Genomic DNA, 15,104 nt, shown 5'->3' on the forward strand with positions numbered 1-15,104 from the left:
GTGGTGTGCTGTAGATGCGATGCCGGGTCTGCCCGGCATCGCGGTCCACGTCATTACTGCGGCAGCACTTCCAGCGTGGCGACGTAGCTGAGGCGGCGCTTGGCGGCCTGCTTCACCGACGTCTTGTTGTCCTCGGTGCCGGTTTCCAGCCAGTACATGCCGGCTTCCGGCCAGGTCACCTTGATCTCGCCCTTGGCATCGCTGGTGACCTTCAGCTCGTCCTGCGCGTTGCGGTAGCGGGTGGCACCACGCACGATCTCGAACTCCAGGCCGGCGGCCGGCTTGCCGTCGACCAGTACCCGGAAGGTGGCTTCCTCGCCGGCGAACAGATCATTCGGGTGGCCGACGGCGACCAGCTCGATGCCACGATTGGTCGGCTTCAGCGCGGTGTCGTTCGGCGCGCCGTTGGTGACGAAGGTTTCCACGCGGCCCACCGACTGGCTCACTTCCAGCTTCTTCGCATCCTTGGGAAGTTCGCCGAAGGTGGCGGCGGTACCACGCCAGCGCTTGCGCTCGCCGTTCTGCTCGTAGGTGGCAAACAGGCCGTCATTGACCGACGCGATGCGGTAAGTGCCCTGCTGCTTCAGCTCGACATCGAACACGCTGCGGTACTTGCCGGTGGCGGCGTTCTGCGCCTGCACGGTGCTGCCATCCGGCGCGGTGATCACCACCGACTCCAGGCGCAGCGGCACGTGATTGAAATAGAACAGGTCATTGGAGACCGCACCGTCGACGGTGATCCACGGCGCGTTGCCGGCGATCACGGTCTGCGAGGGCAGCAGCCATGCCTTGTGGGCCAGGGCCGAGAACGGAAGGGCAGCGGCCAGAGCGGCGGCGAGGACGAGCGTGCGCTTCATGCGGAAGACTCCAGGGGTGGTGGTGGGGTCAGAGCCCTTCCTGCGGAAGGGATCCGACCCCAAGGGTGCTGCGATGGGGTCGGATCCCTTTCCAGCGGAAAGGGCTCTGACCCCGGCTCAGGCAATTACGGTTTGACGGCGAGGGTGACCTGGCCCAGTTCGGTGGCGCCCTGCGCCTTGCCGTTCTGTGCGGCGGTGGCCGGCCAGGTGAAGGGGATCTTCAGCAGTTCACGGCCGCCGACTTCGCGCACCGCTTCCACCACCAGGGTGTAGTTGCCGGGGGCCAGCTGCTTCAGCGCCGGCTGCCTGTCGTTGAACGAGAGCGCGTGCTTGCCGGCCGGGCGGGTCGGGCCGGTCACGCCGTCCACCGGCACCTGCAGGGTGCGGCCGCTCTTGCGCCACCACTGGCGCAGGTCGGGCAGCCACTTGGTGCCGTGGCCTTCGCTGTTGCTGGTCTGCTGGTACCAGACCGACAGGTTGGCCGCGACCTTCTGGTCGGCGCCTTCCAGCCACACCGCCACGTACGGGCGGTGGTACTCGGCCACGTTGAGCTTGGGCACTTCGACGTTGATGTCGAGGGTGGTGGCGTAGGCCGGCGAGGTGGCCAGCAGGCCGCTGAGGGCGATGGTCAGGGTGACGCGCATGGGGCGGCTCCGGGGAAACGGATGGAATTCATGGGGGGAAGTCAGTGGATCAGCAGCAGGGCGATCAGCAGCGGGATCATCAGGCCGAGGCCGACCAGCGGCCAGGTCATGCGGCGCTGCCGTGCATGCAGGTGCAGCAGGAACAGGCCGGTGATGCAGAACACCAGGCAGGCCACGGCGAACAGGTCCAGGAACCAGCCCCACGCCGGGCCTGCGTTGCGGCCCTTGTGCAGGTCGTTGAGGTAGGACACCGCGCCGCGCGAGGTTGATTCGTACTCCACCGCGCCGGTCTCGCGATCGATGCTCAGCCAGGCGTCGCCGCCGGGGCGCGGCAGCGACAGGTAGATCTCTTCGGCCGACCACTCGGCCGGGCGCCCGCCGATGGCGATGCCCAGCTGCGTGTCCAGCCATTGCCGTGCCGGGCGCGGAATCGGCGCGTTGCCGTCTTCGCGCGTGCCCAGTTGGCCCAGCAGTTCGGCGGGCAGTTCCAGATGCTGGTTCTGCACCTGGGGCTTGGCCTCGATCTTCGCCGCATGGTTGAGGGTCAGGCCGGTCACCGCGAACAGCAGCATGCCGATCAGGCACACCGCCGAACTGATCCAGTGCCACTGGTGCAGCGTCCGCAGCCAGAAGCCACGGTTCTGTTGCTGCTGCACGGAGGAGAAGGCAGGACGGCTCACGGCACGGTTCGGGGCTGACGGGGACTGCCCATTACATCATTGATGAGAATAGCTCGCAATTGCGTATCGTTCTGTATCCCTGGGGGATTGCCGGCCAGCGGCCGGCACTACCGACTGGCCGGCAATCCCGCAGATCAGTAGATCCACGCCATGCGTGGATGGAGCGCTAACGATCAGAACTTGAAGTTCAGGCTCACCCAGACGCTGCGGGCCTTGTCCTTGTTGTTGTAGTCGTCTTCGAACAGCACTTCATTGCTCGAATCGCCATATACCCCACTGCCGTCCAGGTCGGTGAAGCTGGCTTGGTAAGTGGTGAAATCGCGGTCCAGCAGGTTGTTGATACGTGCATTGACCGTCAGCCACTGCGTCGCTTCGAACGAAGCACCCAGATGCAGAGTGGTGTAGTCCTTGTAGTAGAGCTTCTCGCGCGTAGTGGCGTTGAGCCCACGGAAGCGCTTGGAGCGCGCCTCTGCAGTCAGAAACATATTGAAGCGCTCGCTGACCTGCCAGTCGAAGGTCGCATTGGCCATGTGCCGCGCGCTGTTGCCCAGCGGGAGGCCCCTCTCCGCGCCGCTCTTCTGCTCACTGTCCGTGTAGGTGTAGTTCGCACGCAGGCCGAAACGCTCGCCGATGTTCCATCGACCAGCTACTTCGGCGCCCTGAATGATCACTTCATCGATGTTCACCGTTTTGCTGCTGTTGGCGTAGCCCAGCTCGGCGTAGTCGCCCGTTGAGGTGCAGGCCAGAGCGAAGCGGCCGCCGCAGGGTTGTGAGGCGATCTTGTCGTCGAAGCGGTTGTGGAACACCGTGGCATTGAAGTTGTGCCCGTCTGGATGCTGCCAGTAGACCGCCAGTTCGGTGCTGGTGCTGGTTTCGGGCTTCAGGTTCGGATTGCCGAACATCGGTAGCGTGCCTTGCGCGCCGAAGCCGGTGACGCCGTCGTACAGCTGAGTGGTCTTGGGTGTCTTGAAGCCCGTGCTGACACCACCCTTCACCGTCCACTGTTCATTGACGGTGTACACACCGTACAGGCGCGGGCTCAAGTGGTCGCCGAATACCTCGTGGTCGTCGTAGCGCAGGCCATAGGTGATTCCCAGCGGCGCGATGACGGTCCAGGTGTCCTCAGCGAACAGCGAGTACATGTTGTGCTCCTGCTTCTGGCCGGGCATTCCGCGCTCGGTGCCGAACACGCCGTCGGTCAGTTCACCACGGATGACCTGCGCACCGACAACAGCGACATGCTGGCCTGCGGCCTGGAAGGGAATGTCCAACTTTGCATCGAAGGTGTACTGGGCGCTTTCGAGCGTGCGTCGAGGCCGTGGCAGGAAGGTCGATTCAGCCAGCGCGCGGCGTTCAGCCGTTGAGCGGCCACTATAGGCACCGGTGCCGTCGATCATCTGCAGCAGCAACTCGCGTTCCGCGACAGTGAATGGCATCGTCCGGCCATCGTTGTTGGTTGATACGTGCGAGAGGGACACCAGGCTGTTACCAAAGCCCCACTTGCCCTCGTGGGTCAACGCCCATGCATCGCGGGTGAATTCCTGGGTCGGTCCATAGCCCACGCGCGGGTCGGCCCGGCGTGCCCACGTACCGCCACTGGTCCGGCACGCGTTGGCATTGGCACCGCTGCCGTTGCGGCAGAAATTGGCCGTGCGCCAGATGCTGTTGATGTTGTCTACCGTACCAACCGGGTACTCCTCGACACCGGCATCATTGATCTTGATCGAGTTGTCGTATTCCTGGCGCGAGGTGTCGTAGTCAAGCGTCAGGCGTTGATCTTCGTTGATGTTCCATTCAAGGCTCAGACCACCTGCTTTATTCGTGTTGTCGACTGTTTTACCACCGCCGCCAAAGCCCAGCGTGCGCGCATGGGGGGTGCCGTTGGGGTCGATCGCCGGCGAGTAGACGGGATTGGAAGCATCGCGGTCATACCAACTGGCGCGTGCGCTGAGGTTCAGTACACCGGGAACGATTGGGCCGGTCACATACAGGTCTGCAGTGCGGTCGTCACCGAAATCGTCATCGGTCTCGAAGGTGCCTGCAAGGGTGGCCGAGCCACTCCAGCGGTCCAGCGATCGCTTGGTAATGATGTTGATGACGCCACCCATGGCGTCGGCGCCGTACAGTGTGGAAGCCGGGCCGCGGATGACTTCGATGCGCTCGATCGCGTCCAGCGGTGGGATGTGGTTGAACTGGTTGCCGCCGAAGTTGTTCGGGTAGATGTCGCCGTGATTGTTCTGGCGGCGGCCATTGATCAGGATCAGCGTGTAGTCCGAGCCCATGCCGCGCATGGAAATGGTGCCTTGGCCCGTCTTGTCGCGGGTCTCGCCAACGTCCACGCCTTCCAGATCGCGGACTGCATCCAACAGGGTCATGTATGGGCGCTTGGTCAGCTCTTCCTGGGTGATGACTGAAATGCTGGCCGGCGCGTCAGTAATTTTTTGCTCAAAGCCGGAGGCGGTGACCACCACCTTGTCCAGCGTCTGTGGCGCGCCGGAAGCGTCACCGTGGGCGAGGGCAGGGGTGGCCATGGCCGCCAGCACGGCGCTGGTCAGCAGGGTACGGGACAGGGACGAACGGACACGATGGCGCTGGGCCATGGCAGTAACCTCGAAGGATGCAGGGTGGTGCGACGCCGTGCGCGAAGGGCGCGGCAGGCACGGAAGGCCCGGTCAGGGGCGGCAGGGATGAAGCAGGCAGCGGCGTGCAGGTGCGACCGCGCGGGCGGTCACGTCGGGCCGTGGATCAGGCGAGCGGCGGCGCCTGGCCGCGTTGCTGGCGACGCCCGGGCGCATCGGCCCAGGGCGTGTCCGGAGCGGCCAGTGGCCAGTCCAGGCGCACGCCGGGCATGGCCGGCGTGGCGGGTACGAGTTCCAGCTCAGTGCGCAGCCAGTGGCTGGCCAGCAGCAACGGCGGGCGTGCCTTCTCGGCTGATTTCACCGGAGCTGCAGCACAGCGGCGCAGCTTGGCCGGTGCCTCTTCCTGCAGCGGCGCTTCGCCACCGCGCTCTTCCAGCGGCATCTGCACGGCCATTCCGGCCTGGTCGTGTGGCAGCAGCGGCAGGGTGCCCAGCAGCAAGGCCAGCATCGCCACCCACGCCAGCAGGCTGGCCAGCGCGGGACGCTGGCCGCGCATGGCGGTGCCCATCTTGCGATGGATGAGTGGACGAGGGCGAAGCGGGCGCAGCAAGCGGGGGTCCCCAAGGGTCTGCCGGCAGCGGCCGGCATCAACGGGGCGTGATTGTAATGAGAGCTGTTAGCCGTTGCAAATGAGAATGATTGCCAAAATGTCGCAGGCCGCCCCGACGGGGCTCAGACTTCGCTCCAGCGCCGCAGCAGGTTGTGGTACACGCCGGTCAGCTGCAGCACCGCCTCGGCGTCGCCGCCGGTCTGCCGCAGGCGTTCGATCGAGCCATCCATTTCCCACAGCAGGCGCCGCTGCACGTCGTCGCGGATCATGCTCTGCACCCAGAAGAACGAGGCCATGCGCGCGCCGCCGGTGACCGGCCGCACCTGGTGCAGGCTGCTGGACGGATACACGATCAGGTCGCCGGCCGGCAGCTTTACCTCGTGTTCGCCGTAGGTATCGCTGATGATCAGCTCGCCGCCCTCGTACTCCTCGGGCGCGGACAGGAACAGGGTGCAGGAGATGTCCGAGCGCAGTTGCTCACCGTTGGCCAGGTTCATCACCGCACCATCGACGTGGAAGCCATAGGTGCCGCCCCCGCTGTAGCGGTTGAAGCGCGGCGGCAGGTACTTCAGCGGCAGCGCGGCGCTGAAGAACAGCGGGTGCCGGGCCAACGCGACGAGGATGATCTCGCCCAGTTCGCGGCGCAGCGGCGAGGCCTCGGGCAGCTGCTGGTTGTGCTTGGCCTGTGCGCCCAGATGCCCCACGGTTTCGCGGCCATCGGTCCAGTCGGCGGCGTCGAGGCGGCGCCGGAAGTCGGCGACCTGGTCGGCGCTGAGAATGTCGGGGATGTGCAGCAGCATGCGGGACTCCTCAGAGGGACGGCGGTGCGACCAGTGCGCGCACCTGCGGATGCGGCGACGCGGCCAGTTCCGGCACGATGTGCGCCATGAACGCCGGGCTGCCGTGGGCCAGTGCAAGCCGCAGCCAGTGCACGGCCTGCTCGATCTGGCCGGCCTGCAGCAGGATCGAGGCGTAGTTGGCCTGGCCGCGGAAATCACCGGCCTCGGCCGCGCGCTGGTACCAGGCCAGCGCTGCCTGTGGATCGGGCGCGGTATCCAGTCCGTCTTCGAGGTGGCGGGCCAGCAGGTTCATCGATTTGGCATGGCCCAGGTGTGCGGCACGGGTGTACAGGGCCAGTGCCTGCGCGCGGTCCTGGGTCACGCCGCGGCCGGTGGCCAGCAGGTTGGCCAGGTTGTACAGGCCCCAGTCCAGGCCGGTGTCGGCCGCGCGCCGGTACCACACTGCGGCGAGTGTCGGGTCGGGGGCGGTGCCCTGGCCCAGTTCGTGGCAGCGGCCAAGCATGTTCATCGCCATCGGCGCGCCGTTGTTGGCGGCGGTTTCGTACCAGAGCAGTGCCGCCGGGGCGTCCTGTGCGGTGCCTTTGCCTTCCATGTGCATCTGCGCGAGCAGCAGTTGTGCCTCGACCTGTCCGGCCTGCGCGGCGTCGCGCACGCGCGCGAAGGCAGCCTGCGGGTCGTGCTGCAGCAGCTCGGCCAGAGCATCGCTGTCGATGGGGGTAAGGGTTGCCATGGGGGTGAGTATCGCCGGAAACAAAAACGGCGGCAGGAGAGCCTGCCGCCGTGGTGGAGCCAAGTTACATCAGAACTTCACGTTCAGTGCCAGGGTGGCCGAGCGACCCGGGGCGATGCTCGCGTAGTGCGAGGCATAGGCCTTGGTGAAGTAGGTCTTGTCGGTCAGGTTCTGCACGTTGAGCTGCAGGCTGATGTTGTCCTGGATCGCGTAGCTGGCCATCGCGTCGAAGCGGGTGTAGCTGGCGATCCACTTGGTGTTGGCCACATCACCGTACTGCTTGTCCGAGTAGAACGCACCGGCACCGACGGTCAGGCCGATCGGGAAGCGGTAGGTGGTCCACAGGTTGGCGCTGTGCTTGGCGGTGTTCGGGAACTCGTTGCCGTTGTTCGGCGACGGCACGTAGACGTTGGACGGGCAGGTGCGGCCGGACACGGCACAGACGAAGCCGTTGTCCTTCAGTTCCGAGTCCAGGTAGGTGTAACCGCCATACAGGCTCCAGGCGTCGGTCAGCTGGCCGTTGAAGCCCAGCTCGAAGCCGTTGATCTCCTTCTTGCCGGCGTTCTGACTGGTGCCGTTGTCGATGGTCACACGTGCATTGTTCATCACGGTGTGGAAGATCGCCGCGGTCAGGTTCAGGCGGTTGTCCAGCAGGTCCCACTTGGTACCCAATTCGAGGTTCTTGGTGTCCTGCGGCTTGAGGTCGGCCACCAGCCCGGTCAGGCCGTCGGAGCCATCGCCACCGTCCATGCCCGGCGGGGTCGAGGAGGTGCCCCACGACAGGTAAATGCTGCCGTTGGCCGCCGGCTTGAACACTACGCCGGCCTGGTAGTTCACGAAGTCGTTGTCGTTGCGCAGGCGGGTCGGCGCTGCGTTGAGCACCGGCGTGGTCAGCGTGGTGCTGTAATCGTCATAGCGCAGGCCGACGTTGAAGCTCCACTGTGCATTGAGCTCGATGGTGTCGAACAGATAGGCGGACTTGGTCTTGGTGCGCTGTTCAACGTCCAGCGCCTTGTTGCTGCGATAGACGATCTGACCGGCAGCCCACAGATCGTTCGGATTCGGGTTGTTGAAGTCGGTGCAGTTGTAGTTGGTGGCGGCGCCGGACACCCGGCACACGGAGCTGTTGGCGGCGGTTTCCAGCGGGTTGGCGGTGCCCGGCGTCATCAGGTAGCTGCCGCGAGTCATCTTCTCGTCGCTGTATTCCACGCCGGCGCTGTAGCTGTGCTTGAGCGCGCCGGTCTGGAAGGCGCCGGTCAGACCGAGCTGGTCGGCGAAGCTCTTGACGTCGACGGCGCGGCTGTTGGTGCGGCGCCACAAGGTGCCGTAATTGTTCGGGTTGCCCTTGCTGTCGTCCGGCTGGGTCCACAGGTAGTCGTTGCTGGTGTTGCCCAGGCGCGCGATGTTGCGCAGCTTGTGGCCGCCGAAGTCGTAGCTGGCGTCCAGGGTGCTGATGTCGGCGCGGGTGCGCTGGAAGTCGCGGTCGACCAGGCCGTAGTAGTTGTTGCGGTCCGGCACCATCGGGCGGCCATCGCCGTTCTTGGCCACGTTCGGGCCGCTGGCGAACGGATTGTTGTACGGGAAACCGCCTGCATCCGGCAGGTCATCGCTCTGCATGTGGTAGTGGCTGGCGATCAGCTGCGCCGGACCGTTCAGGCCAAACGCGATCGACGGTGCGATACCCCAACGGCTGACATTGGCAGCGTCACGGCCGGCAATGTCCGACTCGTGCTTCATCAGGTTCAGGCGGGCGGCGATGCCATCGCCCAGCACGTAGTTGGCGTCCACGGTGCCGCGCGCGTAGCTGTCGGTGCCGATGCCCATGCTTGCGCTGGTCTCGTTCTTCAGCTTCGGCGTCTTGCTCACCAGGTTCAGGCTGCCACCACCGGAGTCACGGCCGCCGTAGGCCGAGCTCGGGCCCTTGACCACTTCCACCTGCTCCAGGTCGAAGATTTCGCGGGTCTGCGAGCCGACGTCGCGCAAGCCATCGACAAACATGTTGCTCTGCGAATCGAAGCCACGGATGAAGGGGCGGTCGCCGGTCGGGTTGCCGCCTTCGCCGGCACCGAAGGTGATGCCTGGGACCATGCGCAGCGCATCCTGCAGGTTGGTCGCGCCGGTTTCGGCAATCAGCTTCTCCGACACGATCGACACCGACTTCGGAGTGTTCAGCAGTTCAGCGGTGAACTTCGGCGAGGACGGATTGAACCAGCTGCCGCGCACCTGCACCTTGTCCAGGTCGGTGGCCTTGCGGGAGCTGGCATCGGCGTTGTCGGCGGCCTGTGCGACCAGCGGTGCGAAGCCGGCGGCCAGGGTGGCGGTAGCGAGCAGGGAAACGCGCGGGGCGTGCTTGCGGGACGTGATGTGGGTCATGGTCTGGGTGGCGGTGGCTTGGATCAGGAAAGGGCGAGGGCCGAAGCGCAGACAGCGCGACGGCACGTAGAAAGCGGTTTCTGTAGAGCTGAGCCGATAGAGCTGAGCCGATGCTCGGCTACGCGGTGAACGACCTCAGGCACACGCCAACGGCCGCAGGGCGCCTCAGCTGGCGTGCGGTGCGGGCGGTGCGTGGCCGGGGTTCAACCGCAGCGCGGGATCATGCAGCTGCCAGCGCAGGGCGTCGGAACGCCACAGCGGAACATGCGCGACCAGGGCGGCGCGCGGGGGAGCCAGTCCGGTACAGGGCGTGGTGCCCTCGCCATCCAGCGGCGGCTCCGGTGCTGGCGCGGCATGGTGCGGGCATTCGTCCGCCGGCGGGGCCGGCATCGGCATGACCTGCTGCAGATCGTCAGCGTGTGCCTGCCAGCCGTGGGCAGCAGGGCCGTTGCCGCGTCCTTCGTGCAGTGCCGACCAGCCCAGCAACAGCGTCAGCAGCGCGGCCACGAGCAGCGGCCACCCTTGACGGGCGAGCTGGCGCAGCGTGGCGGTGGGCGCGGGCGAAGCCATGGCGCGGAGGCGGAGTCGTTACGAAGATGTTACGTAGAATAACATCAACGATAATGATTCGCATGTGCGCAATCGGGCGTGCGATCTCGATGCCCCCGAAAGGCCCTGGAAGGCCGCTCAGGGCGATCCGGTAGATCCACCTCATGGGTGTGCTCCCCGGCAGGCGCGCGCATGGGCGGGTCCCTGCCGGGCGGCACCGCCTCAATCGCGGTCGTCGCGGGTCCAGATCGCGTCGTGCTCGCGCTTTACCGGGAACTTCGGCACCGGGCTGTAGGCCGGGGCGCACAGGGCACGGCCATCGCGCACGTCGAAGCGCGCGCCGTGCAGCACGCACTCCACGCTGCCCTCGGTGGTGTTGAACTCGCCCGAGGAGAGCTCGAACTCTTCATGCGTGCACTGGTCTTCCAGGGCGTACAGCTCGCCGTCGAGGTTGAACACCACGATCGGCGTTCCGGTCACCTCGTCGAACACACTCTTCATTTCACCCGGCAACAGCTCGGCGCCGGCACAGACAAAGGTCCAGGCCTCGCTCACGTGGCGGCTCCGGCCAACGGCTTTTCCAGGATCTCGAAGCGCAGGTCGTCGCGCTTGGGGATGCCGAAGCGTTCGTCCCCATACGGGAACGGCTTCTTGATGCCGGTACGCTGGTAGCCGCGGCGTTCATAGAAGGCGATCAGCTCGTCGCGCACGTCGATCACCGTCATCTGCATCACTGGCACGCTCCATTCGCGCGCGGCATGCGCTTCGGCAGCCTCCATCATCTGCTTGCCGACACCGCCGCCCTGTTGGGCCGGGTCGACCGAGAACATGCCGAAGTAGCCCTTGCCATCGACATCGGCAACGTGGGCGCAGGCCACCAGCTGGTTCCCGCGCTCGGCCAGCAGGATGGTGGAGCGCGGGCGGTCCAGGTCGGCCTGGATGCCTTCGGCGTCGATGCGGGCGCCGTCCAGCAGGTCGGCTTCAGTGGTCCAGCCGACACGGCTGGCGTCACCACGGTAGGCGGAGGTGACCAGGGTGATCAGGGCGGGGATGTCGGCCGACGTGGCGGCCCGGTAGGTCAGGGTGCTCATTGCCCCATTCTAGGTGGGGCGTGGGCGGGCGCAAATGGGGAGGTGGGGTCAGATCCCTTTCGCAAAGCGAAAGGGATCTGACCCCGACGTCTACTGACCCAACGGCAGGCCATGGACCGACTGGCACAGGTTCGGAATTGGCAGATGCTCGGGGTCAGATCCCTTTGTGCAGCAAAGGGCTCTGACCCCTCAGCCCCAGGAAACGCTCATGCCACGCCCCCGAAGGATCGATGCGCCCGGATACCCGCAACATGCCATTCAACGTGGCAACAATCGCCAGCCCGTGTTCTTCACGGATGACGACCGCGTGGCCTACCTGCGTCTGCTGTGTCATCACGCAGGCCAGCAGCACTGTCGGGTCCACGCTTATGTGCTGATGGACAATCACGTCCATCTTCTGGCAACGCCTGATGTCTGCGGCGGGCTGTCACGGATGATGCAGGCCGTGAGCCGGACCTACGTACGTCGGGTGAATGATCGGCAGGGCCGCACCGGCACGTTATGGGAAGGGCGCTTCCACTCCACGCTGGTGGATACGGATCGCTATCTGCTGGCCTGCCAGCGCTACATCGAGCTCAACCCGGTTCGGGCGGGGAAGGTGGCGCATCCTGGTGACTATCGCTGGTCGAGCTATCGCGCGAATGCGCAGGGCAGGGTGAACGCATTGCTCGTGCCGCATCCGGCCTTTGAGTTGATTGCCACCGATGCGGATGAGCGGTGCAGGTGCTACGCCGAGTTCATCGAGCAGGGTATCCCTGCGCAGGATCTCTCTTCGATACGGAAGGCGGTGCAATCGCAGCGGCGGATGGCGGCAACGTTGATGGGGTCAGAGCCCTTTCGCCAGGCGAAAGGGATCTGACCCCGGTCTGCGGGCTCACCCCAACAGCTTGCGCACCTTGGTCAACGCGGTCATGAACCGCTCGATCTCGGCGTGCGTGTTGTAGAACGCCAGCGAGGCACGGCAGGTGGCGGCGACGCCGAAGTACTGCAGCAGCGGGTGCGCGCAGTGCTGGCCCGAGCGCACGGCCACGCCTTCCAGGTCGAGCAGGGTCGCCAGGTCATGCGCATGCGCGCCGTCGATCAGGAACGAGACCACGGCGGCCTTCTCCGGCGCTTCGCCGATGATGCGCAGGCCGTCGACGCGGCGCAGCTCTTCGGTGAAGTGTGCCAGCAGTTCGGCTTCGCGCGATTCCACGTTCTCCTGGCCAAGCTGCTGCAGGTAGTCGGCGGCCACGCCCAGGCCGATGAAACCGGCGATGTTCGGGGTGCCGGCTTCGAATTTGTGCGGGGCATCGTTGAACACGGTGCCGTCGAAGCTGACTTCCTTGATCATCTCACCGCCGCCGAGGAACGGCGGCATCGCGTCCAGGTGCTCGCGACGGGCCCACAGTGCGCCGGTACCGGTCGGTCCGCACATCTTGTGGCCGGTGATGGCGTAGAAGTCGCAGCCGATCGCGGCGACGTCGACCTTGCGGTGCGGCACCGCCTGCGAGCCATCGACCACGGTGATGATGCCGCGCTTGCGCGCTTCACGGCAGATCTCGCGCACCGGATTGACCGTACCCAGCACGTTGGACACGTGGGTGACGGCGAGCAGCTTGACCTCGGGGGTCATCGCCGCGCGCAACGCGTCCAGGTCCAGCGCACCATCGGGGGTGATCTCGGCCACGCGGATGGTGGCGCCGGTGCGCTGCGCAACCAGCTGCCACGGCACGATGTTGGCGTGATGCTCCATGCGCGTGATCAGGATCACGTCACCGGCCTTCAGCCGTGGCAGTGCCCACGAGTACGCCACCAGGTTGATGGCGAAGGTGGTGCCGCTGCACAGCACCAGGTCGCTGGGGCGCACGTTGAGGAAGCGCGCCAGCTTGTTGCGTGCGCCTTCATAGGCATCGGTGGCTTCGCTGCCCAGTGCGTGCACTGCGCGGCTGACGTTGGCGTTGTAGCGGCGGTAGAACTCGTCCACCGCGCCGATCACCTGCACCGGCTTCTGGCCGGTGTTGGCATTGTCGAAATAGACCAGCGGCTTGCCGTGCACTTCGCGCATCAGCAGCGGGAAGTCGAGGCGGACGCGGTCCCAGTCGGGGCTGCCGGTGCGTTCTTCGATCGGTCGCGGCGAGGACAGGTTCATGCCACACCTGCCTCGGCCAGCGCCTTGTCCAGGCGGCGTGCCAACTGCGCGCGCAGCGCTTCGGGCAGCACCTTCAGCGGCTCGTGGCAGAACGCGGCGCTCAGCAGTGCCTGCGCCTGCGCCTGCGGCAGGCCGCGCGTGCGCAGGTAGAACAGCGCATTGGCATCGAGCTGGCCGACGGTCGCGCCGTGCGCTGCCTTCACCTCGTCGGCGTCGATCACCAGCGTCGGCTGGGTGTCGATCTCGGCGTCGGGCGACAGCAGCAGGTTCTTGTTGGACAGGTTCGCATCGGTGCCGTCGGCGCCTTCGCGGATCTGGATGCCGCCATGGAACACCACGCGGCTGCGGTTGGCCGCAACGCCGCGCCACAGCAGCTCGCAGTTGGTATCGCGCGCGATGTGGTCGATGCCCAGGCGGGTCTCGACGTGGCGGCGGCCATTGCCGAGCAGCACGCCATTGGCGGTCAGGTGGGCGTTGTCGCCTTCCAGGCGCACGTTCAGTTCATGGCGGCTGAGCGCGGCACCCAGTTCCAGGTCGACGCGGTGGTACTGCGCGTCGCGGGCCAGCACCGCATCGGTGCGCAGGAAGCTGGTCTGGCGCGCGCTGCCGGCCTGTACGCGGGCATGCTGGAGCACTGCGTCACGGGCGACGTGGGCATGCAGCACGGTGTTGTCCAGATGGGCGGCATCGCCGACGCTGAAGCGGTGCTCGACCACGCCCAGCTGTGCGCCGGCACGCAGTTCGATCAGGTGACGGTGATGCCAGGCCAGGTCGGTGTCGCCGGCCACGCTGGCGAACACCAGCTGCAGGGGGGCTTCGACCTGCACGCCTTCGTCCACCCGCAGCACCACGCCTTCATCGGCCAGGGCGGCGTTGAGTCGGGCGAAGATTTCTTCGCTGCGCTCGTAACGGCGGCCGAGGAAACGAACGGCATCCTCACCGTCCGCCAGCGCGGCCGACAGCGGCTGCAGCTGCACGCCGGCCGGCAACGCCTGCACGTCGCTCAGCGTGGCATCCAGGCGACCGTTGACGAACACCAGGCGCGGCGCCGGAATGTCTTCCAGCAGCGCGACGTCCAGGGCCGGGCCCTGCAGCGGTGCCGCGGCGAACGCGCGGCGCTCCAGCTGGCGCAGCGAGGTGTACTTCCAGGCTTCGTTGCGGGCGGCCGGCAGGCCATCGCGCAGGGCCGCATCCAACACTTCGCGGCGCGCATCGCTGCCGCAGAAGGCCTGGGCCATCGAGTCGAGCAGGGCGCTCATCAGACCGCCGCCTCGCGCACCACGCGATCCTTCAGGAAGTCATAGCCGTGCGCTTCCAGCTCCAGCGCCAGTTCCGGGCCGCCGCTCTTGACGATGCGGCCGTCGGCCAGCACGTGCACCACGTCCGGCTTGATGTAGTCCAGCAGGCGCTGGTAGTGGGTGATGACCAGGAACGAGCGGTCGGCGCTGCGCAGTGCGTTGACGCCGTCGGCGACGCTCTTCAGCGCGTCGATGTCCAGGCCCGAATCGGTCTCGTCCAGGATCGCCAGCTTCGGCTCCAGCACGGCCAGCTGGAAGATCTCGTTGCGCTTCTTCTCGCCACCGGAGAAGCCTTCGTTGACGCCACGGTGCAGCAATTCGTCCTTCAGGTGCAGCACGGCCAGCTTCTGGCGCACCAGCTTGAGGAACTGCATGGAATCGAGTTCTTCCTCACCGCGTGCCTTGCGCTGGGCGTTCAGTGCCGCGCGCAGGAAGTAGGTGTTGTTCACGCCCGGAATTTCCACCGGGTACTGGAACGCCAGGAACAGGCCGGCGGCGGCGCGCGCTTCCGGATCCTGGTCGAGCAGGTCGGTGCCTTCGAACTGCACGCTGCCTTCGGTCACGTCATAGCCGTCGCGGCCTGCCAGGACATTGCCCAGGGTGGACTTGCCGGCGCCGTTGGGGCCCATGATGGCGTGCACCTGGCCGGGCTTCACTTCCAGCGACAGGCCCTTGAGGATTTCCTTGTCGCCGATGCGGGCGTGGAGGTTTTCGATCTTCAGCATGGTGGGGGTTTCCGTGGTGCGGGCCGTGGCCCGCCGG

General features: G+C 66.2%; 15 protein-coding genes. 1 reads left to right on the forward strand and 14 read right to left on the reverse strand.

Going from position 1 to position 15,104, the window contains the following annotated elements; translation table 11 throughout:
- Positions 1-53: 53 nt before the first annotated feature.
- The 11 genes from ACZK2G_RS05545 to ACZK2G_RS05595 all read right to left on the reverse strand — a co-directional run bounded on the left by ACZK2G_RS05545 (position 54) and on the right by ACZK2G_RS05595 (position 10,913).
- Positions 54-857 carry a DUF4198 domain-containing protein gene (locus tag ACZK2G_RS05545; protein ID WP_046987130.1) on the reverse strand — a complete coding sequence of 268 codons (804 nt, stop codon included), beginning with the start codon at positions 855-857 and terminating at the stop codon, positions 54-56.
- 125 nt (positions 858-982) lie between these two features.
- On the reverse strand, positions 983-1,501 hold the full coding sequence (locus ACZK2G_RS05550; protein ID WP_005408420.1) for a DUF2271 domain-containing protein: 519 nt from the start codon (positions 1,499-1,501) through the stop codon (positions 983-985).
- Positions 1,502-1,542: 41 nt separating this feature from the next.
- On the reverse strand, positions 1,543-2,181 hold the full coding sequence (locus tag ACZK2G_RS05555; RefSeq protein WP_478474875.1) for a PepSY-associated TM helix domain-containing protein: 639 nt from the start codon (positions 2,179-2,181) through the stop codon (positions 1,543-1,545).
- 173 nt (positions 2,182-2,354) lie between these two features.
- A complete protein-coding gene (locus tag ACZK2G_RS05560; RefSeq protein WP_478474877.1) occupies positions 2,355-4,781 on the reverse strand; it encodes a TonB-dependent receptor domain-containing protein in 2,427 nt (808 codons plus the stop codon).
- Between the two features lie 145 nt (positions 4,782-4,926).
- Positions 4,927-5,328 carry a hypothetical protein gene (locus ACZK2G_RS05565; RefSeq protein ID WP_046987133.1) on the reverse strand — a complete coding sequence of 134 codons (402 nt, stop codon included), beginning with the start codon at positions 5,326-5,328 and terminating at the stop codon, positions 4,927-4,929.
- Positions 5,329-5,492: 164 nt separating this feature from the next.
- Positions 5,493-6,170, reverse strand: a complete 678-nt coding sequence (locus tag ACZK2G_RS05570) for a Fe2+-dependent dioxygenase (RefSeq protein ID WP_046987134.1) — start codon at positions 6,168-6,170, stop codon at positions 5,493-5,495.
- A gap of 10 nt (positions 6,171-6,180) precedes the next feature.
- Entirely contained in the window at positions 6,181-6,900 is a 720-nt protein-coding gene (locus ACZK2G_RS05575) for a tetratricopeptide repeat protein (RefSeq protein WP_046987135.1), read from the reverse strand.
- A 69-nt stretch (positions 6,901-6,969) separates the two neighbouring features.
- Positions 6,970-9,273 (reverse strand): TonB-dependent receptor, encoded by a 2,304-nt coding sequence (locus ACZK2G_RS05580; protein WP_478474879.1) that lies wholly within the window; start codon positions 9,271-9,273, stop codon positions 6,970-6,972.
- A 165-nt stretch (positions 9,274-9,438) separates the two neighbouring features.
- The gene (locus ACZK2G_RS05585; RefSeq protein ID WP_046987136.1) at positions 9,439-9,843 is read right to left on the reverse strand and encodes a hypothetical protein; all 405 of its coding nucleotides are present in this window, start codon (positions 9,841-9,843) and stop codon (positions 9,439-9,441) included.
- A gap of 201 nt (positions 9,844-10,044) precedes the next feature.
- A complete protein-coding gene (locus tag ACZK2G_RS05590) occupies positions 10,045-10,377 on the reverse strand; it encodes a non-heme iron oxygenase ferredoxin subunit (RefSeq protein WP_010483575.1) in 333 nt (110 codons plus the stop codon).
- Positions 10,374-10,913 carry a GNAT family N-acetyltransferase gene (locus ACZK2G_RS05595; protein WP_295377323.1) on the reverse strand — a complete coding sequence of 180 codons (540 nt, stop codon included), beginning with the start codon at positions 10,911-10,913 and terminating at the stop codon, positions 10,374-10,376. Before ACZK2G_RS05595 ends, ACZK2G_RS05590 begins: the two co-directional genes overlap by 4 nt.
- Before the next feature lie 208 nt (positions 10,914-11,121).
- On the opposite strand from ACZK2G_RS05595, the gene ACZK2G_RS05600 reads away from it, so the two are divergent.
- On the forward strand, positions 11,122-11,772 hold the full coding sequence (locus ACZK2G_RS05600; protein WP_478474880.1) for a transposase: 651 nt from the start codon (positions 11,122-11,124) through the stop codon (positions 11,770-11,772).
- A 15-nt stretch (positions 11,773-11,787) separates the two neighbouring features.
- On the opposite strand, the gene ACZK2G_RS05605 is transcribed toward ACZK2G_RS05600, so the two are convergent.
- Genes ACZK2G_RS05605 through sufC form a run of 3 tightly spaced genes read right to left on the reverse strand, consistent with a single transcriptional unit; the run spans position 11,788 to position 15,067 of the window.
- The gene (locus ACZK2G_RS05605; protein WP_478474881.1) at positions 11,788-13,044 is read right to left on the reverse strand and encodes a cysteine desulfurase; all 1,257 of its coding nucleotides are present in this window, start codon (positions 13,042-13,044) and stop codon (positions 11,788-11,790) included.
- Positions 13,041-14,303, reverse strand: a complete 1,263-nt coding sequence (sufD, locus tag ACZK2G_RS05610; RefSeq protein ID WP_136638379.1) for a Fe-S cluster assembly protein SufD — start codon at positions 14,301-14,303, stop codon at positions 13,041-13,043. Before sufD ends, ACZK2G_RS05605 begins: the two co-directional genes overlap by 4 nt.
- On the reverse strand, positions 14,303-15,067 hold the full coding sequence (gene sufC, locus ACZK2G_RS05615; RefSeq protein ID WP_004147524.1) for a Fe-S cluster assembly ATPase SufC: 765 nt from the start codon (positions 15,065-15,067) through the stop codon (positions 14,303-14,305). Before sufC ends, sufD begins: the two co-directional genes overlap by 1 nt.
- Between the last annotated feature and the right edge of the window lie 37 nt (positions 15,068-15,104).

Source organism: Stenotrophomonas sp. 107298_Sma, from assembly GCF_056480345.1.